The sequence below is a fragment of the Peribacillus sp. BM1 genome, assembly GCF_056679975.1.
In genome coordinates this window covers 332,829-352,379 of sequence record NZ_CM155259.1, presented here as the reverse complement: position 1 = coordinate 352,379, position 19,551 = coordinate 332,829, and the positions used below count along the sequence as shown (strand labels likewise).

Below are 19,551 nucleotides of genomic sequence, written 5' to 3'. Positions count from 1 at the left end.
GGATTTTCTCGTCGAGCTGTTTTTGTATACAAAACCTAAATGATGTTAAAATGCAACCAGTTACTTTTGAAGGATCTATCATTAAGAACGAACGCTACACTCGCCTACTCACAATGGTAGCGGTGTGGAGCCGGAATTTTTGATGCTTTCTCGATAAGATGAGTATCCTGCTAAGTAGATTGGTTATAGTAGTAAGTCGCGAAGCCTAAGTCTCCATGTCCTTTATACAAACAAGGGGGGCTAAATTTTGATTACAGAAGGAAGAGATCACCATGAATACAACGGAAAGACTACCCAATTGGCTGAAGAAACGAGCTATGCTGTCGCCACATCGACCAGCTGTTGAATTTGAAGGAAAGGTTCTTACTTTTCGCGAGCTTGATTTGCAAGCGGAAGAGATGGCGGCAAAGCTTACTACGCAAAATCTAAAACGGGGAGATTCTTGTGCTGTATTAATCCGGAATCACAAGGATAGTGTCGTAATCATTCATGCTCTTTTTTATCTTGGTGTGAAGATTGTTATGCTCAATACCCGTTTAACTACGGCTGAACTCATTTGGCAGCTTCGTGATAGTGAAGCAAAACTGCTTGTCTCTGAACAAACTTTTTTTGAAAAACTAAATGTGATTCAATCTTCCATGCAGGAGTTGCCCATTATTGAAAAAGAGGCGTTAGCTTCGATTAGTGGAGTAGAAGGCGTACCTATTTTAGAAGAATTTGATTTGAGTGATATTGCGACCATTATGTATACATCGGGGACGACTGGGAATCCGAAGGGTGTCATTCAAACCTTTGGAAACCATTGGTGGAGTGCAATAGGCTCTGTTTTGAACCTTGGATTGACAGAACGAGATAGCTGGTATTGCGCGGTCCCCATTTTTCACATTAGCGGGCTTTCCATCTTCATGCGAAACGTCATTTATGGCATGAAGGTTGTGCTCGTTGAGAAATTTAATGAAGTAGAGGCCAATCAAATGATCATCGGAAATGGTGTGACGATTATTTCGGTTGTAACGGCTATGTTAAACAGGATGCTTACTGACCTTGGAGGAGATAAGTATCCAGCTACTTTCCGCTGTATGTTGCTTGGCGGTGGTCCGGCACCTCGATACATGCTTGAAGAATGTAAGGATAAAGGGATCCCTGTCTATCAGACATATGGCATGACGGAAACGAGTTCGCAAATTGTCACTCTTTCACCTGAGGATAGTCTACAGAAAATTGGTTCAGCTGGGAAAACATTGTTTCCATCGCAATTGCGGATTGAAAAGGATGGACTTGAAGCAGAGCCGAATCAACCTGGTGAAATTGTTGTAAAAGGACCGAATGTAACTAATGGTTATTTGAACCGAAAAGAAGCGACAGACGAAGCCATTAAGAATGGCTGGCTGTATACAGGTGATATCGGTTATGTGGATGAAGAGGGCTTTCTGTTTGTCATGGATCGTCGGTCAGATTTAATCATTTCCGGCGGTGAAAATGTGTATCCTGCTGAAATTGAAGCAGTAGTAGGCAGTCATCCAGACGTGTTTGAAGCAGGTGTCACGGGAGTTTCTGATGAAGCATGGGGTCAAATTGCTGTTGCCTTTGTTGTTAGTAAACCGGGTAGTGAGCTGACTGAGCAGAAGATTATTGAATATTGTTTAACACGCTTAGCATCCTATAAGGTACCAAAACGAATCATTTTTTGCGAAGGACTGCCGCGGAACGCTTCGAATAAATTGTTGAGAAGAGAATTAAGAAAGCGATTGGAGGACTAGTTTATGAAAATCTCCTCGATTTCTATCTCTCTTATTTCTGCTCCTTTAAAGCGACCATTCATGACTCATTTAGAGACGGTGACAAACCGGGAAGCAATCGTGATTGAAGTCCAAGATAGCGATGGCAGAATTGGCTATGGTGAAGCCGTTCCGTTTTCAAGCCCGTGGTATACAGAAGAAACGATTAAGACATGTTTGCATATATTAGAGGATTTTTTAATTCCACTTGTGCTGCGCAACCCAATGAATCACCCTAAAGAACTTGAAACATTATGGGCTGGTATTCGAAGAAATTCAATGGCGAAATCCGGTCTTGGACAAGCCATTTGGGACTTATATGCAAAGCAACAGGAAATGTACCTTGGCCAATTATTTGGCGGGATGAGGAAAACGATTGCGGCAGGAGTTGTCATTGCAGCCGATGATGTGAAGAAGGCTCTTGGGCAGATTGAAGAATTTGCTGCAATCGGTTATCAACGCTATAAAATAAAGATTCAACGATCTACGGATGTTGAAGTTTTATCGGAAATTCGGCGTCATTATCCAGATATCCCGCTTATGGCAGATGCGAATTCTTCGTATACCCTCAGGGATATTGAGCATTTAAAAAAGCTAGATGAATTCAATTTGCAAATGATCGAACAACCACTCGGACATGATGATTTAATAGAACATGCAATTTTACAAAAAGAAATCCAAACGTCAATTTGCCTTGATGAAAGCATCTGCTCGTTTCATGACGCTAAACAAGCCTTAGTGCTTGGGAGCGGTAAAGTGATTAGTATTAAGATGTCGCGCGTTGGTGGATGGGTTGCGGCTGTCAACATTCATAATCTGTGTGTAGAAAAAGACATTCCGGTTTGGTGCGGTGGAATGATTGAATTTGGCATTTCGAAAGCTCATAATATTGCGCTTGCCTCGCTTAACGGATTTACAATTCCAGGTGATGTATCGTCTTCTACACGTTACTGGGAGCATGATATTGTTGATCCAGAAATCGTTGTGGAGAATGGATTTATAACGGTCCCAGATGGTGTGGGAATTGGTTTTGAAGTGAATGAACAGAACTTGAGAGCCATGACGGTTCATCAGCAATTATTTAAATCGCAATAGAAATGTTGGGCAAGAAGTGAGATATATGTTCACTTCTTGTATTCCTTTTTGAAGGTTCCATAAAATAGGCGGCTGACTGTTTTTTTCATAGAATTTCTCAGTTATAATGGAGGTAATAAGCATCCAGAATCTGTATGGGAGATGATCTGATGACAAAGCCTTATCTAATTGCGGAAATTCTACTAAGACGCGGCCTGCCAGAGAATGTTGTTAAAGAGATCACAAGACTTGCGGAAAATGAAATTGTTTGGTTAAAGCAAAAATGCAGTTTGGATGAAGTGGAACGCTAACTGGTGCTAACAACCATACAAAACTAATCTAACGTTAAAACGCCACCGATACTATGAAGGATAGATCATGAAGCACGCTATACTCACCTCATCACAATGATGGCGGTGCGGAGCCTAAATTTCAGATTCATTCTCGATAAAATAAGTATACCTGTTAAGTAGATTGACTATATGAGTAAGTCGCGAAGACCCGTTCCCATGACCTTCAGACAAAACAAAGGCAAGCTCTGCATATGGGGTTGCCTTTTTAACATTGGTTCAAAGGGAGGAATCAAGGTAAGGGTTTATAAAAATAAAAAGGATGCCCCAATGATCTAACCTCGCACTCATCATACAGTGTATCTTGTCACTTACACTTCTAGTAGTTTTGAGGAAAGAACGGACATCCTTTTTCCATTTAGTTTAAAGCCTTTTTTAACGTTTCAAGGTTTTTATCCATTATGCTGAAATAATCTTCCTTGTTGCTGATATCATTGTCAGTGAGTACAGATAAATTATGGAGCTGCAATGATTTTGCTCCAAGTTCATCTTGGATAATTTTTGTTAGCTTGGATGAGATGTTTTGTTCATAAATGATGTATTGAATTCCATTGTCCTTTGCAGTTTTCACGATGTTTTCCAGTTGTTTTTGTGAAGGTTCACTTGCTGAAATGCCAGATACGCTGATTTGTTCAAGACCGTAACGTTTTTCCCAATAGCTGTAGGCTGCATGTGATACGATCAGTTTCTTTGTTTTTGCTGTAGAGATCGTTTCAGAAAATTGACTATCTAAATTTGTTAGTTTTGCTGATAATGCCTCATATTGTTTTTGAAAGTAATCTGCTTCGGCAGGCATTTTTTCAGAAAGCTCATCTTTAATAATTTCAGCCATTTGTGCAGCATAGACAGGATCAATCCAAAGATGTGGATCTACGCCACCATGATCATGCTCATGTTCCTCATTAGCAGCTTCACCGTCATGTTCATGACTATGTTCTTCAGTAGTAGCTTCATCATCATGGGCTATTTCGACTTTTTCACCTACTGCGACAACCTTTGTGCCTTCATCTTCAAGAATCGATTTCGACTTATTGACAAAGCCTTCTAAGTTATGTCCAATGTAGAAAAAGAGATCAGATTGTGCCATTCCAATGATATCCTTTTGAGATGGTTCAAAGCTATGTTCGTCTGTTCCTGGTGGATAGACCGTTTTTACGTCTACAAAATCGCCACCAATTTTTTTAGTGAAATCCTCTAGGGCATAGACAGTTGTGTAAACCATTAACTTTTCTTTGCCATCCTCTGTTTGCGCCTCTTGCTTAGTAGTCGCTGAACTACAGCCAGCCAAAAAGGTGGCAAATATAAATAAGATTGCGATACCTAGCTTTTTGTTCATTTTTTTCTCCCCACTATCAATTTTTGTGTATTAAACGAAACCATTACGGTTTAATAAAAATGGATATAAACGAAATCATTACGATTTGACTTATGTATCGTACCTTAATTAAGCTAAAAGTGCAAGAAAAAAATTTTAAGGTCGATGTTTGCAAGGTTTATCAGGAACTGGGTCAATGCCGCCTGGGTGAAATGGATGGCATTTAGAGATTCTTCTTATGGTAAGCCAGCTACCTTTAATGGGGCCGAACCGTTTAATTGCTTCTAATCCGTAATGTGAGCATGTGGGATAGAAGCGGCAGGTAGGTGGTTTTAAAGGAGAAATAATCTTTTGGTAAAATTGGATTCCGAAAATTAATATTTTTTTTAACATAAGAATCAGCCTTCATTCTATAGAATATATATTGGTATCAATATATCATATTTTTATTCAAAAAGATGCTGGAAATCATTTTCCGAATAATTCGGTATAAATGGATGAAATAAATCGGAATTAGATGTAGTATATACATATAAATGGGAAGAGGAGTGATACAATGCCTTCAGTAGAGAGCTTTGAATTAGATCATAATGCAGTGAGAGCACCTTATGTACGTCACTGTGGGGTACATAAAGTAGGGACCGATGGAGTGGTCAATAAATTTGACATTCGTTTTTGCCAGCCTAATAAACAGGCAATGAAGCCGGATGTAATTCATACGTTAGAGCATTTGCTTGCCTTTAATCTTCGTGAGCATTCAGAGAAATATGATCACTTCGATATTATCGATATTTCGCCAATGGGTTGCCAGACTGGGTACTACCTAGTCGTAAGCGGAGACCCGACTGTTTCTGAGGTCATTGATGTACTTGAAGACACAATGAAGGATGCTGTACAAATTACAGAAATTCCTGCTGCAAATGAAAAACAATGCGGTCAAGCGAAACTTCATGACCTAGAAGGCGCGAAGAAATTAATGAATTTCTGGTTATCACAAAGTAAAGAGGATCTTCATAAAGTTTTCGGTTAAAAGACATCCATGAGCATCTGATCTAAAACTAAAACGATGAAAAAGGTTCAGGTTCTAAAAATTGCATCATATGAAGGGGGCGGTGCGAAGCTGATTATACGAATCACCGTCCATATTCCACTGAAAAAGAAGAAAAGGGTATCTCATAAGGGTCAGATCTCGCACTATACAGTATGTGTTTACACTGCATTTAGTTGTTGCGGGTTCTGACCCTGTGCTTTTGAGACACTCTTTTCTTATTGCTTGTCATCTGAAGTTTTGTTTGCTTTATTCTCATCGGGGTCTGGTGATGGATCAATTGTATGTTTATAATCGTATCCTTTATTAATGGTAAAAACAGATAGCGCTAAGATTACAAGGACAATAATAATGCTAATAATTATAATCGTTTTCACCTGTATACTCCTTTACAAGTATTTTACTTTTATTATACAGGAAAATACTACATTAAACCTTGGCTCATTAGGAAAAAATACATGTTTTAACTTAAGTAGAAAGGGAATTATAGTTAATAGGAGGGTGATAACGATGGCAAAAAATAATATTGTTGAATATAAACAAGGTGAAAACCGTAAAGTGGATCAATTGGTTGAACTGGTGAATCAAGAAATCGCAAACTTAAGTGTGTTATATACAAAATTGCATAATTATCACTGGTATGTAGACGGTCCACATTTCTTTTCTTTGCATGTAAAATTGGAAGAACTATATAACGAAGTTACAGCTCATATGGATGAGCTTGCGGAAAGATTGCTAGCACTAGGTGCAAAGCCTGTAGCGACGCTTAAGGAACAACTTGATCTAGCAACAATTAAAGAAGCGACTGGAAAAGAAAAAACAGAAGCGATGATACAAACAATTATTAATGATTTTGAGCAATTGTCACAAGAATATTCAAAAGCCATTAAATTGGCAGAAGAAAACGCGGACCAAGTGACAGGCGATATGTTTGTAGGGATTCAAAAAAGCTTCGATAAACATACATGGATGCTTCGTGCTTATTTGAAGAAATAATATAGTTCTTTGAAGTCTCGCCTAAAGAAGATGTCTCAGGAAGGGTCGGACCTTGTACTCTATACACAGTATATAGTAGTAAAATACTACCTATAATCTGTATATAGTCGTTGCGGGGTCTGACCCTTTCGTTATGGGGCAATCTTTTTTTAGAGGAGGGCACACGAAAAAGCCCTCACAATCGAATGAAGGCTGTATTCTATGTATAAAATGCTTTCAATGAATATTACGAGGGTGATAATGGGTAACTTTTGTATTATTCATGCTATCATGTGCAAATTTGCCTTTAAGTGATTCAATAATGTAAATACCAAGGAGGTTATTAATTTCCTGATCGTCCATTTCTTCAAGTAAGTTGAATATCTCCTTCCGATCAAGCTGTTCAAGGACGGCAAAGGTTAGCATATCGATATCTTCTTCATCCCCAGACAATTTATCACGGTATAGGTTGTACAAATCCTCAATGAGTTTCATTTTTTCACCTCTTTTTCAAGTTTTAAATCATGTTTAGTATATGACTTTCCTAATTAAAGATACTTAATCAATTATTTTACACGTTAATTGTATTTAATGGAAGAATAAGTGATGTATGAAGCAGAGTGATGAAAGGGAAAATAATACTATTATAGGGGGGATTACAGTGGGTGAGGATCGAAAGACGTATTATATTTGGCTGCCGAATGGACAAATCCTTCAGGATAGTGAAAGTTCGCCTTGGAATTATAAAATTGAAGCAACTGATGATGAAATCAAGCAGCTTCGTGAATATTTTGATCAAAATTATTCTACAGAAATCGGGAACTTTTACCGTGCGCACATCCCGTTTTTAGAGTATCATCATGATCCAGGAAATGATGCTTATGATAAGACGCTTCATGAAGTGTACGAGTTGATTTATAAGCTTGGAGATACGAATGCGAGAAATCATATTGCGAGTATGGAGATATTATCCTCTTTTCCTAGAGAGACAGGGGAGGATCTGTAATGGATATTTTATTGGAAAATTCGAGTCAAGGAAATAAGAAAAGTTGCATCCGAGGCACGTTAAGAGATCGATAGCTAAAATGTAGCCTTCATCATCCAAGAGTAAAAATTGAAAACAATAATCCATTCAATTGAAAAAGAACGCGTATCATATTAGAAAAGGGTCAGTCCTCACACTCGTCATACAGTTAAATGAAACTGTATGACGGGTGCGAGGTTAGACCCTTTTTTCTTTTATCAACTTATTGTGGAAGGTCAATTTCTTGTGCGGATTTAAGCACTTCTTCAGGGATCGTAATATCCTTCACGCCGTTATAATTACTAAAGGTTGCGTTTGTTTTTTGTTCGAGTGTTACTTCTTCACTGCGTTCAGTAGTCTTGAATGTCATATCCATACTCATTGTTGTAGGATTGAAGGTTTTTTTGTCAATCGTATAGGAATACTTTAATCCAGTAACATTTACATTTTGTAAATCAAGTCCTAATTCTTGACCAAAGCTTTGTGAAAGTTGTTCTTGCATGAACGCATTGAATTTTTCAGCTGAAGCATTTAGTGATAAAATATAAGAAGAATCGTCTTGTTCAAATGTGAAGTCTTCAATATATTCTTGCATTTTCTTCAGTTCGGCAGCAGGATCGCCTTGCTGTTCCGATGCTTTAAGAAGTTCTGTTGACATTTCGTCAGGTAGCTTCATCCATATTCCTTGTGTTGGTTCATACGTAAAGAAACCTTCTTTAGTGAAATAACTTTCTGTTTTCACTGGTTCTTCACCTGGCATATTGATGGACATGACTTGATAGAGGGAGATTGGGTTTTGAATGACATCCATGTCAATGGTTGAAGTAATATCCATTGGTTCTGAATCACTACTTGAAGTAATGGTTTGGTCATTTTCCATTTTCACAGTTAAACTCTTCAACTCTTTACTTGCTGCAATGGTTTTTTCAAATACTTCCTCAAGAGTAAGGGATTCTTCTTTTGGTGCAGGTTGTTCAGTGTTTGGTTTGGTTTCTGATTTTCCAGTTTCGGAAACGGGTGTAGCTTTTTGGCCACAGCCACTTAAAAGTACTACTAGTGCGAAGAAAGGGATAGCTAATGATTTTAGCTTCATTACATCGACTCCTTTTTGATCATTTACATACATAATATAATAAAAGAGGAAAAAATTGTGATGTAACGCTTCTTTTCTATTTAAATAAACCTTTCTACCTAATTTTTTTAGGTGGGGAAACAGGGAGAAAGTATGAAAATATTTTTTGATAATCATGGACATCAAGTTGATTTTTCCTGTAAAGATGAATTTGGTGATGCTTGGCATGTGCTTGTTTTAACACGCTGGAACGAGCAATGGGTTGTAACACGGCATAAAGTTAGGGGACTTGAATTTCCGGGTGGGAAGCGGGAAAAAGGAGAAACGATTGAGGAGGCAGCGGTACGTGAGGTGTACGAGGAAACAGGCGGGAAGGTGGCCAGTTTGCTTTTTCTTGGACAATATCGTGTACATGCAGTAAGTGGACCGTTTATTAAGTCGATTTACTTTGCTGAACTTACTGAGTTAGTTGAAAAAGACGATTATTTGGAAACGGAGGGACCCGTATTATTGGATAAACTTCCAGATCATCTAGAAACGGACTCTCGCTTTAGTTTTATCATGCGGGATGAGGTTATTCCGTTAAGTATCGAGCGACTGCGACACATTCTACCGGATTGTAAATCTGATAAATAAGGCTAAGGGTCAGATCCCGCAACTACTATTACTGCGAGGCTAGGCCCTTTTAAATCGCCTTATCATTTCAGCGGTCATGCTTAATTAACGCTTTTTCAAGCAGTTCAACAAGCTGGTACATCACTGTAGCACAGACAGCGATAATCATGAGCGACAAGAGGACAAGATTGAAATTAAATACTTGGAATCCATAAATTATCAAATAGCCAAGTCCTTTTGAAGAAACAAGGAATTCGCCGACGATGACGCCAACCCAGGAAAGACCCACATTTACTTTCAATGTCGAGATGATGGTTGGAAAGGATGCAGGTAGTACAGCTTCTTTAAACGTTTGAAAGCGGTTGGCTCCAAATGTTTGGAGCACTAATAGGTAGTTCGGATCAACACCTTTAAATGCGGTGTAGACGACGATGGTCGTGATAATGACTGATATAATCGCTCCCATTGTGATAATAGAAGTGAAGCCTGGTCCGAGTGCTACGATTAAGATTGGTCCAAGAGCGACCTTCGGCATCGCATTTAAGATGACGAGATAAGGATCAAGAACTCTTGACAGAAATGGTGACCACCAAAGAATCGCGGCAAGTAATGTTCCAAGCAAAGTACCGATGATAAATCCAAGTACTGTTTCGAATAGGGTTATGCTTAAATGGTTAAACAAAGTGCCATCACTTATTTTTGTAAGAAACAGGCTCCAAATCTTTGACGGTGAGCTGAAAATGAGTTGATCTATCCACTTGAATCGTGAAGCAATCTCCCATCCTGAAAAAAAAGCAATGAAGATGAGGAGTTGATAAAAACGAACCCACCGCCTCTCTTTGACGAGTGCTGCTTTGTATTGGGTGTGGAGTGCATTAATGTTCAAGGCTCTCAAGCTCCTTCCAAATAGTTTGAAATAGGGAGGAGTAGCTTGGATGGTTACGGGCTTGAAAAGGAGTTAACGATCTAAGTTCATTAGGGACTTCAAATACTTTGTGAATTCTGCCAGGGCGGGCCGCAAACAAGTAAATACGGTCGCTCATAGCAATCGATTCGCCGATATCATGTGTAACCAACACAGCTGTTTTACCATATGCCTTCAATGTTTCAGAAACGAGGTCTTCAAGCTTCAGTTTCGTTTGATAATCGAGCGCAGAGAATGGTTCGTCTAGCAATAGGATCTTTGGATCAACGGCGAGTGTTCTTGCTAGCGCTGCCCGCTGTCTCATTCCACCTGACAACTCCCTTGGATATTGATGTTCTACATTAGGTAAGCCGACATCTTGAAGCAACTTCATCGCTGTTGACAGAGAAGTTTCTTTATCATGTTTCAATAACTTTAACCCCAGTGTTACGTTTTGCCCAATCGTTTTCCACGGAAATAAGTAATCTTGCTGTAGCATATAGCCTATTTGAAGCTCATCCCGTGAAAGCACGGGCTGCCCTTCCAGCAAAACGGTGCCAGCTGTTGGTGGAAATAGACCAGCAATAATAGATAACAGGGTTGTTTTCCCACAGCCACTTGGGCCAAGAAAGGAGATAAACTCCCCTTTCTCGATCGATAAATGAATATTTTGTAGTGCCTGTGTTGCCGTTTGTTTCGAAAAGTACGTATGATCAACACGATTAATCGTTAGAAAGTCCATGATTACTTCGATACCTTTTCGGCAAATGATGTGTTCACTAAGTCTTCATAAGCTAATCTACTTGGAAGCTCACCCGCTGCATCCATAATGTTCTGCAAGTTATCCCATTCTACTTCATCTAAAATCGGGTCTGTTGCATAGGAGCCTTGTGCTTTATAACGATCCACAACGGTTTCAATTAATGTAAGATCTGTGTCTTCAAAATACGGTTGAATTACTTCGGCTACTTCTTGGCTGCTATGTTCCTGCACCCAATCTTGTGCTTTTTTTACAGCACGGGTGAACTTCTCGACCGTTTCGCCCTTCTCTTCTATATAACTCGCTTTGGTCATGAATGTTGTGTAAGGAATATGCCCTGATTCTGTTCCGAATGAAGCGACAATATGGCCTTTTCCTTCTTTTTCAAACAGGCTGGCAGTCGGTTCAAATAGTTGTACATAATCACCTGTACCTGAAGCGAAGGCTGTAGCAACATTGGCAAAATCAATGTTCTGGATAAGTGTCAGATCATTGTGAGGGTCGATGCCATGCTTCTTGAGTACAAACTCACCAGCCATTTGCGGCATGCCACCTTTACGCTGACCAAGGAAGGTAGACCCTTTTAGCATATCCCAAGAAAAGTCATCGATTTTCTCACGGGAAACGAGGAACGTTCCATCGGTCTGGGTAAGTTGGGCAAAATTAACAATTGGATCATTTGCACCTTGAGCGTTCACGTAAATTGATGTTTCAGACCCGACAAGGGCAACATCCGCGCCATCCGATAATAAAGCAGTCATCGTTTTATCGCCGCCAGCTGTCGTTTTTAAGTCGATGCTTAGTCCTTCTTCTTCAAAAAAGCCCTTTTCAATCGCTACATATTGCGGTGCATAGAAAATCGATCGAGTCACCTCTGCGACACGCACCTTTGTCAGATCTTCCTTGCCACATGCACTAAGAGCGAGGATTAATAAACAGGCCAATGTAATCATGAATCCTGCTTTTACCCAATGTTTCATCTTCCATTCCTCCTAATTCGTAGGTCATTCACCTAGAATAACGTATGCAGAAGTGAAAAATGTGTGAATGCCTATAAGAGAGAGAAAAAAGGATCGCGCCACTTCATAAAACCAGCATAATTGCGATCCATAAGTTCCCATCGGAAAGGAGTAACGGTTCGACTGAAAACGAATCGTATTGTTCTTATTTACGTTTTTTTGGAATAATAACTGTGCGCGTACTTTCATTAGAAAGTAGTAGAGAGGCAGGTTGTAAGTGTTGCTTTTCGCCGATAGATACGTACAATCAGTCTCTTTTTCACATCAAACCTTTTGATTTATGGTCAGCTTTCGGACATAAATGAAGTGGAATTTATGGTTCTTCACATTTGGTTGAAATTCATGGGTGCTTTAGGAAAACGAATAACTGTCATCATTAACAACGATCTAGTACGATTTTCATTATTATACACTCAACTTTCACACCTTAAAAATCTTGATTAATTATCGGTATCTTTTGGAAGATGGCAGATGCATTTGGAGGAATCGCTCTGCCTAGATTCATTACGATGGTGGTTATATATCCTTCTATTTTGGGTAGAGATGAGGAGAAACCTGTACCTCCTGTTCAACAGCTGGCTCTTTTTAAGAAGCGCGAAGTGGCACTTGGATTATCAATCACCTTTTTCTTGCTTGGTGGATATTCGATTGTTTATACCTATCTCTCTCCTTCTTTGCTAACTGTATCAGGGATAGTGATACTTTCTTTAGCACAGGTTTGCTAACCTTCGGAATTGAGAGTCTGATCGGTTCGAAGTTTTATGGTTTTAGTACGGATCGAGGTGTTGTGACTGTTAGACTAAATGGTGGTAAGACGTTGCATATGAGTATTTTGTTGTCGCTTGTAACGAATTCGCCGAGTTTTGGCCGACCTTACATGAAGGTCGTTCTGGGCATGTTATATGCAGTGAAATTTAGCGAAACATAAAATGAAAACGAATAAAACTTTAGGAGGAGTTAAAGATGACACAAAATCAAAATAGAAAAGTTGTATTGGAGCCTGCTGCACAAAAATTCGTAGAGGACACGGCTAACCCGCCGTACCTGTTTGATCTTGGTCCAGAGAAGGGCAGGGAAACAGTAGATGAAGTACAGTCCGGAGAGGTTAAAAAGCAGCCGGTTGAAGTAGAAGAGCTTGTCATTGAGGGAGAAACAACTGGACCTGTATCCATTAAAATATTGCGCCCTGAAGATGCCCCAGAAAATCTCCCTGTCATTTTATATACGCATGGTGCAGGCTGGGTTTTCGGAAACGCACATACACATGATCGTTTAGTTCGGGAACTTGTTGTTGGATCACAATCAGCGGTCGTGTTCACTAATTACAGTCTCTCGCCAGAAGCTAAATATCCGATTGCTATAGAAGAGGTCTATACGGCTTTGGAATGGATTGCTAAAGAAGGCGATAATTACGGGATGGATTCAAGTAATATTACAGTAGCAGGTGACAGTGTTGGAGGAAATATGTCGGCAGCTATTACACTAATGGCCAAAGAACGAAAAGGCCCAGCTATTGGCAAGCAATTACTTTTCTATCCTGTAACGGATGCTTCATTTGATACAGATTCATACAAACAATTTGCTACCGGATATTTTCTGCGTAGGGATGGAATGCAATGGTTCTGGGACCAGTATACTTCCGATCCACAACAGAGAGCAGAAATAACGGCATCTCCACTTCGGGCAACAACAGAACAATTAAAGGGACTTCCTGAAGCTTTAGTTATCACGGCAGAAGCCGACGTTTTGCGCGATGAAGGAGAGGCATACGCCAATAAACTTCGCGAAGCTGGTGTAAAGGTAACTGCAGTACGCTTCCAGGGTATCATTCATGACTTTGTGATGCTTAACGAATTCGCAGACACAGAAGCAGCAAAAGGGGCTATAATGCTTGCAAACGCATGGCTGCGTGAATAGAGGGAGCATCCCCAAAAAAGAAGATTAACTTTTAAAGGAACGAACCTCTTTTGTCATAATCTCCTTTTTGATTTATTTAATCAAAAAGGAGATTATGCTTTCAAAAACCTGAAAGATGGAATGAAGAACACTTTTGGAAGGAAGCTTCACTCCGCTTCGATAAAGCGACAGTACGAACCCGAATCAATGAATTACATACTAAGTACACTGCGTCCTCATGTCTTCGTCTGTTTGCTCCCCATGTTGTGGAACTAAACCTTTACTTACGCATCGGTAAGTTTCACTGTATCACACCAATCGGGCTTTTACCGACAGTTAATCTTAACTAACATTTTTCCTATTTATGTAAAAAGGTAGGTTACCTTACTATCTCTTAAAAAAGTCTATATACTACCTGTTAATGCAGGATAAAATGGGGGAGTTGATTTACAATAAGGAGAAATGAGTTTTATGAAAGGGGGATGTATGATGGAGGATGGCACAATTATAACGAAGCAGCGGTTTCCATCACCGCATCCGAATATTCGTCTGTTTATCGTAACGTATCTTTCACAAGGCTTGAAGGTGAAGGGGCTTCTTGCTGAGCCAGATGATGATCAAATGTATGATGGTTTCTTATATTTACGAGGAGGCATTAAAAATGTCGGCAAAGTACGCCCGAGTCGTATTGTGCAATTTGCAGCAGAAGGCTTCATTGTGTTTGCACCGTATTATCGGGGGAATCAAGGCGGAGAAGGGGATGAAGATTTTGCAGGCGAAGACCGTGCTGATGGGATTAGTGGCTTTACATTACTCGAACAGCACAAACGTGTGAAACCCGAGAATATCCATATTTTCGGGTTTTCACGAGGAGGAATTATGGCCCTTTGGACGGCAATTTATTGTAAATCAGCTGCCTCCGTTGTCACATGGGGCGGAGTGTCTGATATGTTTCTAACTTATGTGGAACGTGTAGACCTACGTCGCATGATGAAGCGTGTTATTGGTGGTACGCCGAGTAAAGTTCCAAACGAATATAAATACCGCACACCACTGTTTGCAGTAGATGAACTTGTTGCACCAGTTCTGATTATTCACGGTGAAAAAGACAATAACGTGTCCATTGAACACGCCTACAGGCTGGAGAAAATATTGAAGGAAAAAGACAAGCCTGTTTGGAGTTGGTATTTTGACGAATTTACCCACTATTTCCCGCCGAATATCAACCGAAAAGTCGTTTGTGATCTAACACAGTGGATGAAAAACCAAACGAGAAAGCAATGTGCTAAAAAGTAAGTAAAGGAAGGGAGGTTTATGCTTTGGGAATGCCAATGGAGTTAAACACGATGATCGTGACAAAAGGCCGTGAAAGCAGAGAGGAAGAAAATCTTTTCCGTTTAACGAAAGACGGCTATCGCCTATACCCAATTGATATTCCAATTGAAGTTCGCAAAACGATCGAAAGTGAAACGAATGGGATAGCCATCATTCAAAAAGTTTCTTGGACAAACAACCAAACTGAAATCACCTATCAGTTGGTGTCATTGAATTCAACCAATTAAACAAGTAGGCTTTAGAGTAACGAATTCCGTTTAGAATACAATTAATGTCATGAACAGTACATATAGAGGGTGAAATTGCGTTGATTTCACCCTTTTCATATTCATTGTTTTTTCTGAAGTTTCATTTTACGCTATTGACGATAAATGTTTAAAGTACTATATTATTATAAATAGTTTAATAATTTTAACTTTTCTTATCAAGAGAGGCGGAGGGACTGACCCTGCGAAGCCTCGGCAACCAGCATATCATGCCCGGTGCCAAATTCAGAGGAATGGTAACCATTCCGTAGATAAGAGGGTGGATAAATCTTGAATATAAACATTCAAACTCCCCTTCTGTCCATATGCAGTGGGGAGTTTTTTGATGTTCAATTAAAGTCATCGATAAATAGGACAAGGGGGAGATATACATGACAGCTTTACATATTGCATTATTAGGTTACGGTACAGTGGGGAAGGGGGTTTATAAAACGATTCAAACACATCAGGAAAAGCTTAAGCGTATTTTTAGGAAAGAGGTAAAAGTGGTTGCCATACTTGTTAAAAATATAGAAAAACATCATACACTAGATTCTGATGTTCTGTTAACCGATGATTTTAACAAGATTATTACACTTGAGCAGCTAGATGTTGTCATTGATGCGATCGTTGGTCAAGAGCCTAGCTTTACGTACTTGCAGCAAGCGATGAACAGAGGATGTCATGTTATAACAGCAAACAAAGAAATGTTTGCTTATCATGGAACTCAATTAAAACAGATAGCCAAGGAAAAAGGGGTTACTTTAGGATTTGAGGCAACAGTCGCAGGTGGAATTCCGATTATCCAAACTCTACGACAATTGTTAAACGTAAATAATATCCAAAAAGTGCAAGGTATTCTTAATGGGACTTCGAATTTTATTTTGACAAAGATGCGAGAAGACGGCTGTCCATTTGAAACAGCGTTAAAACTAGCACAAGAAAAAGGTTATGCAGAAGCTGATCCGACAAATGATGTTGAAGGATACGATGCCTTTTACAAAGCGGTGATTTTAAGTGAACTAGCTTTTGGAGAGATCCCTAATTGGGAGGAATCCGTTCGACAAGGGATTCAATCAATCACACCTGAGCAAATTGAGCTTTTTTCAGCATTGGGGTATCGATTTAAACATGTAGCTTCTATGGAAAAGACAGAAAAAGGGATCGTATGCTCAGTCAAACCTGTACTGGTCAATGAAACACATCCATTTTATCAAATCGAAGGCGTGCAAAATGCAGTCTCCATTGATGGAGATATTGTAGGAAACATTAGCCTCCAAGGGCCTGGAGCGGGAATGCTTCCAACCGCAAGTGCCATTATCGAAGATTTAGTGTATATAAATAAACATAGTTTTTCGCCTATTTTCTTAGATGAACAAAATGGATTAAGTGTGAAGGTATCCAAGATTTATTGGGCACTGGCAGGAGATGTGGCTGTAGAAAATATTCCTTCTCATATTCAAATCATTGACAGACCTAATCCAAATGTTCTCATTGTCGAAGCATCTTGGGAGGAAATTTGTGATATTCAATGGCCAAATACTTATTTTTATCAAGTTCTTGGGAAAGTATTACCTGAACAAGCACTTGTTAGGTCATAAATTAATCTGATTTATAAAATAAGATCTCAAGTCCACCGTACTTGGTGAGAGTTGCACAAACGAAGTGAATGGGGAAAAGGGACGATAATCCCAATCATTAACTACCTGTTTGGAGAACAATAATTGCTTATTCTTTTATTTTGGTAAATTTTTAATAAAAAGTTTAAAAAGGGAGAGGGAAATAATGTCTGAATCACTAATCTTTGATATGGATGGAACGCTATTTCAAACAGATAAAATCTTGGAATTATCACTTGATGATACATTTAATCATTTACGGTCATTAAATAAATGGGATACAGTAACCCCTATTGATAAATACCGCGAGATTATGGGTGTACCTTTACCAAAAGTATGGGAAGCTTTGTTGCCTAATCACTCCAATGAAGTAAGAGAACAAACTGATGCTTATTTTCTGGAAAGATTAGTTGAAAACATAAGAAACGGAAAAGGGGCTTTATATCCTAATGTAAAGGAAGTTTTCAGTTATTTAAAAGAGAATAATTGTTCAATTTACATAGCGAGTAATGGTTTAACGGAATATTTAAAAACAATTGTGAGTTATTATAATTTAGATAATTGGGTTACTGAAACATTTAGTATCCAACAAATACAAACGCTTAATAAAGGAGATTTAGTTAAAAAAATTATAAAAAAATATGATATTAAAAAGGCAGCAGTAGTCGGAGACCGTCTATCTGATATAAATGCAGCTAAAGATAATGGTTTAATTGCAATTGGATGTAATTTTGATTTTGCACAAGAAGATGAACTTTCTCAGGCTGATTTGGTAATAGATGACTTAATTGAATTAAAAACAATATTACCTAAATTGAAAAATGCGTATTTAACTAAAACGAGATAATCCAGCTACGAATGACGACTTTTTCCTTCAACTAACAGGTGATATAGCGTGATAAGGGGAGCAAACATTTCCTTCTTGTGCTAACAGGGAAAATGGAAGCATTTACTTTTCAAAAGCAAGGTTTAAGTAATTGGATTATTAATGAGATGTCTCCTTAAAGGTCATTTTAATGATTCGGTCTTTTTCATTATTATATTCTATATTTATAAATACACGGAATTCTCTTCTGTTATCTTTTAACCATAATTTGAACCTCTCAGTTGAGAACTGGGATCCACTTAACGAGTTATCTGATACTCCTACATGCACAGAATGGTAGTAGCCTGAATGTATATTCATCATGTTGCCCCCTTTTATGCAACATAAAGGATTCGACATAATGATAAAAAACTTCTATTTTTTCGTTAGTAAGGTTGCGAAATGTGAGATGCATATTGAATGTTTTTTTCTTTTTGTAACATACTAAAAAGAGGCAATAGGAGGAAAAAATGAATGAAAAAAGAAGGATTAGATAATATAGAAGCGGCTGAAGCCAACATAGAGTTGAATGAAAAAATGAATGATGACAGTCAAATTTCACATGAAAAAAAAGGAGCAAGTTCTACAACCGAGGCTAATATTGAAATTCAAGAAGCCTTCTATGGTGGAGATCATCAGGATGAAGCTATATCAACAATAACACTGCTGCGATAAAAATTACTGGGAACAAAAAATAAGAAGTGAAACAAACCGGTCTGAATATGACCGGTTTGTTTCATTTAAATTACACATCTGTTGTAGCGCTCCGATCTTTATTTCTTTTATTTCCTTTGTTTGTATTTGTAATGCTTTTATCAGGAATGTAATAGATTCACTATTAATCGAAGAGGTGCTTTAATGAAAACCAATCACTGTCTTTTTGATAGCCTATTCTTATTATGCCAACGCGGCAGTTTACTTAAAAAAAGTATAAAAGCTTATTTACTCGAAAACGATAAAAAATAAACTGAAGAATTATATAGGGGGTGACTTATTATGACCAAAGATATTGAAACCTTTCCGGTACTTGAAACTAATAGATTAGTATTAAGAAAAGTTGAAAAAGGCGACGCCAACAGTATCTTGAAATATATGTCTGATAAAGAAGTAATGAAATATTATGGTATCAATCGATATTAAATGAAAAGACTGGAATAAGATGGGGAATTACTTTAAAAGGGGAAGATGAGGTGATTGGTAGTTGCGGCTTTCTTAACATGATCTCCCAACATTACCGAACTGAAATTGGCTATGAGTTAAGTAAAAGTTATTGGGGGAAAGGAATAGCAAGTGAGGCGTTGGAAGCTGTAATAAGGTACGGATTCGAACATTTGAAATTGCAAAGGATAGAAGCGTTAATTGAACCGCCTAATACACCCTCACAAAAGTTAGCAGAAAAGCAAGGCTTTATTAGAGAAGGATTATTGAGAAATTATGAGTTTGCTTGCGGTAAATTTTATGATTTATATATGTATTCATTGTTAAAGCAAGACTTTTAAATACTGTTAGAATGTGACTGGGTTAAGGCTGTGGTTTATATACGTTCCCTAGATCCTGTAAACGGACTTCCCACTTTTTACGATCTTTTAAATAATTTTAAATTATCATATAATAAAAATAATTATGATACACTATATATGGTAATAATTGAGGCAGA

At 38.5% G+C, this 19,551-nt stretch carries 23 protein-coding genes, 1 pseudogene and 1 riboswitch; of the genes and pseudogenes, 15 read left to right on the top strand and 9 right to left on the bottom strand.

The genetic code is table 11. From position 1 onward, the window contains the following. The first annotated feature begins 272 nt into the window (after positions 1 to 272). From AC1MGI_RS01705 to AC1MGI_RS01695, 3 genes are all read left to right on the top strand, one after another. The gene (locus AC1MGI_RS01705; protein WP_480348057.1) at positions 273 to 1,760 is read left to right on the top strand and encodes an o-succinylbenzoate--CoA ligase; all 1,488 of its coding nucleotides are present in this window, start codon (positions 273 to 275) and stop codon (positions 1,758 to 1,760) included. A gap of 3 nt (positions 1,761 to 1,763) precedes the next feature. Then, positions 1,764 to 2,873: an o-succinylbenzoate synthase gene (gene menC / locus AC1MGI_RS01700; protein WP_480348056.1), complete on the top strand. Its 1,110-nt coding sequence runs from the start codon at positions 1,764 to 1,766 to the stop codon at positions 2,871 to 2,873. Between the two features lie 149 nt (positions 2,874 to 3,022). After that, entirely contained in the window at positions 3,023 to 3,163 is a 141-nt protein-coding gene (locus AC1MGI_RS01695; protein ID WP_480348054.1) for a hypothetical protein, read from the top strand. A 397-nt stretch (positions 3,164 to 3,560) separates the two neighbouring features. Here the strand turns inward: AC1MGI_RS01695 and AC1MGI_RS01690 are convergent, their stop codons facing one another. Together AC1MGI_RS01690 and yidD are read right to left on the bottom strand one after the other, a co-directional pair. Next, positions 3,561 to 4,538 carry a metal ABC transporter solute-binding protein, Zn/Mn family gene (locus AC1MGI_RS01690; protein ID WP_480348052.1) on the bottom strand — a complete coding sequence of 326 codons (978 nt, stop codon included), beginning with the start codon at positions 4,536 to 4,538 and terminating at the stop codon, positions 3,561 to 3,563. A 135-nt stretch (positions 4,539 to 4,673) separates the two neighbouring features. Then, positions 4,674 to 4,910, bottom strand: a complete 237-nt coding sequence (gene yidD, locus AC1MGI_RS01685) for a membrane protein insertion efficiency factor YidD (protein ID WP_082191187.1) — start codon at positions 4,908 to 4,910, stop codon at positions 4,674 to 4,676. 163 nt (positions 4,911 to 5,073) lie between these two features. On the opposite strand from yidD, the gene AC1MGI_RS01680 reads away from it, so the two are divergent. Then, positions 5,074 to 5,547, top strand: coding sequence for an S-ribosylhomocysteine lyase (locus tag AC1MGI_RS01680; protein ID WP_480348050.1), 474 nt, complete (start codon positions 5,074 to 5,076; stop codon positions 5,545 to 5,547). Positions 5,548 to 5,783: 236 nt separating this feature from the next. Here AC1MGI_RS01680 and ytzI read toward each other — a convergent pair whose 3' ends face one another. Further along, a complete protein-coding gene (gene ytzI / locus AC1MGI_RS01675) occupies positions 5,784 to 5,942 on the bottom strand; it encodes a YtzI protein (protein ID WP_480348048.1) in 159 nt (52 codons plus the stop codon). Positions 5,943 to 6,075: 133 nt separating this feature from the next. Between ytzI and AC1MGI_RS01670 the strand changes: the two genes are divergently transcribed. After that, entirely contained in the window at positions 6,076 to 6,561 is a 486-nt protein-coding gene (locus AC1MGI_RS01670) for a Dps family protein (RefSeq protein ID WP_062175696.1), read from the top strand. Positions 6,562 to 6,777: 216 nt separating this feature from the next. Here the strand turns inward: AC1MGI_RS01670 and AC1MGI_RS01665 are convergent, their stop codons facing one another. Then, complete coding sequence (locus AC1MGI_RS01665; RefSeq protein WP_182503931.1) at positions 6,778 to 7,035, bottom strand: DUF6154 family protein; 258 nt, start codon at positions 7,033 to 7,035, stop codon at positions 6,778 to 6,780. Positions 7,036 to 7,150: 115 nt separating this feature from the next. On the opposite strand from AC1MGI_RS01665, the gene AC1MGI_RS01660 reads away from it, so the two are divergent. Beyond that, positions 7,151 to 7,546: a hydrolase gene (locus AC1MGI_RS01660; protein ID WP_480348045.1), complete on the top strand. Its 396-nt coding sequence runs from the start codon at positions 7,151 to 7,153 to the stop codon at positions 7,544 to 7,546. Positions 7,547 to 7,787: 241 nt separating this feature from the next. Here the strand turns inward: AC1MGI_RS01660 and AC1MGI_RS01655 are convergent, their stop codons facing one another. Further along, entirely contained in the window at positions 7,788 to 8,657 is an 870-nt protein-coding gene (locus tag AC1MGI_RS01655) for a DUF6612 family protein (protein WP_480348043.1), read from the bottom strand. 132 nt (positions 8,658 to 8,789) lie between these two features. Between AC1MGI_RS01655 and ytkD the strand changes: the two genes are divergently transcribed. Then, entirely contained in the window at positions 8,790 to 9,272 is a 483-nt protein-coding gene (gene ytkD / locus AC1MGI_RS01650; RefSeq protein ID WP_480348041.1) for an RNA deprotection pyrophosphohydrolase, read from the top strand. Between the two features lie 67 nt (positions 9,273 to 9,339). On the opposite strand, the gene AC1MGI_RS01645 is transcribed toward ytkD, so the two are convergent. The 3 genes from AC1MGI_RS01645 to AC1MGI_RS01635 are packed head-to-tail and all read right to left on the bottom strand — an operon-like array spanning position 9,340 to position 11,895. Continuing rightward, a complete protein-coding gene (locus AC1MGI_RS01645) occupies positions 9,340 to 10,137 on the bottom strand; it encodes an ABC transporter permease (RefSeq protein WP_480348039.1) in 798 nt (265 codons plus the stop codon). Further along, positions 10,127 to 10,897 (bottom strand): ABC transporter ATP-binding protein, encoded by a 771-nt coding sequence (locus AC1MGI_RS01640; RefSeq protein WP_062175706.1) that lies wholly within the window; start codon positions 10,895 to 10,897, stop codon positions 10,127 to 10,129. The genes AC1MGI_RS01645 and AC1MGI_RS01640 overlap by 11 nt, the downstream gene beginning before the upstream one ends. A gap of 2 nt (positions 10,898 to 10,899) precedes the next feature. Next, the gene (locus AC1MGI_RS01635; RefSeq protein ID WP_480348037.1) at positions 10,900 to 11,895 is read right to left on the bottom strand and encodes an ABC transporter substrate-binding protein; all 996 of its coding nucleotides are present in this window, start codon (positions 11,893 to 11,895) and stop codon (positions 10,900 to 10,902) included. A gap of 503 nt (positions 11,896 to 12,398) precedes the next feature. Between AC1MGI_RS01635 and AC1MGI_RS01630 the strand changes: the two genes are divergently transcribed. From AC1MGI_RS01630 to AC1MGI_RS01605, 6 genes are all read left to right on the top strand, one after another. Next, positions 12,399 to 12,659, top strand: coding sequence for a hypothetical protein (locus tag AC1MGI_RS01630; protein WP_480348036.1), 261 nt, complete (start codon positions 12,399 to 12,401; stop codon positions 12,657 to 12,659). A gap of 238 nt (positions 12,660 to 12,897) precedes the next feature. Next, positions 12,898 to 13,851 carry an alpha/beta hydrolase gene (locus AC1MGI_RS01625; RefSeq protein WP_480348034.1) on the top strand — a complete coding sequence of 318 codons (954 nt, stop codon included), beginning with the start codon at positions 12,898 to 12,900 and terminating at the stop codon, positions 13,849 to 13,851. Between the two features lie 468 nt (positions 13,852 to 14,319). After that, positions 14,320 to 15,126, top strand: a complete 807-nt coding sequence (locus tag AC1MGI_RS01620; protein WP_480349673.1) for an alpha/beta hydrolase family protein — start codon at positions 14,320 to 14,322, stop codon at positions 15,124 to 15,126. Between the two features lie 23 nt (positions 15,127 to 15,149). Beyond that, positions 15,150 to 15,392 (top strand): DUF2584 domain-containing protein, encoded by a 243-nt coding sequence (locus tag AC1MGI_RS01615; RefSeq protein ID WP_403067873.1) that lies wholly within the window; start codon positions 15,150 to 15,152, stop codon positions 15,390 to 15,392. A gap of 191 nt (positions 15,393 to 15,583) precedes the next feature. Next, positions 15,584 to 15,689: riboswitch (SAM riboswitch) on the top strand. Positions 15,690 to 15,802: 113 nt separating this feature from the next. Further along, positions 15,803 to 17,011, top strand: coding sequence for a homoserine dehydrogenase (locus tag AC1MGI_RS01610; RefSeq protein ID WP_480348032.1), 1,209 nt, complete (start codon positions 15,803 to 15,805; stop codon positions 17,009 to 17,011). Positions 17,012 to 17,195: 184 nt separating this feature from the next. After that, the gene (locus AC1MGI_RS01605) at positions 17,196 to 17,876 is read left to right on the top strand and encodes an HAD family hydrolase (RefSeq protein WP_480348031.1); all 681 of its coding nucleotides are present in this window, start codon (positions 17,196 to 17,198) and stop codon (positions 17,874 to 17,876) included. A gap of 138 nt (positions 17,877 to 18,014) precedes the next feature. Here the strand turns inward: AC1MGI_RS01605 and AC1MGI_RS01600 are convergent, their stop codons facing one another. Beyond that, positions 18,015 to 18,218, bottom strand: coding sequence for a DUF3889 domain-containing protein (locus AC1MGI_RS01600; RefSeq protein ID WP_480348029.1), 204 nt, complete (start codon positions 18,216 to 18,218; stop codon positions 18,015 to 18,017). A 150-nt stretch (positions 18,219 to 18,368) separates the two neighbouring features. Here AC1MGI_RS01600 and AC1MGI_RS01595 point away from each other — a divergent pair, with 150 nt between their 5' ends. Next, positions 18,369 to 18,569 (top strand): hypothetical protein, encoded by a 201-nt coding sequence (locus AC1MGI_RS01595; protein ID WP_480348027.1) that lies wholly within the window; start codon positions 18,369 to 18,371, stop codon positions 18,567 to 18,569. A gap of 321 nt (positions 18,570 to 18,890) precedes the next feature. Further along, positions 18,891 to 19,393 (top strand): annotated as a pseudogene (locus AC1MGI_RS01590) (GNAT family N-acetyltransferase). Positions 19,394 to 19,551: the final 158 nt, after the last annotated feature.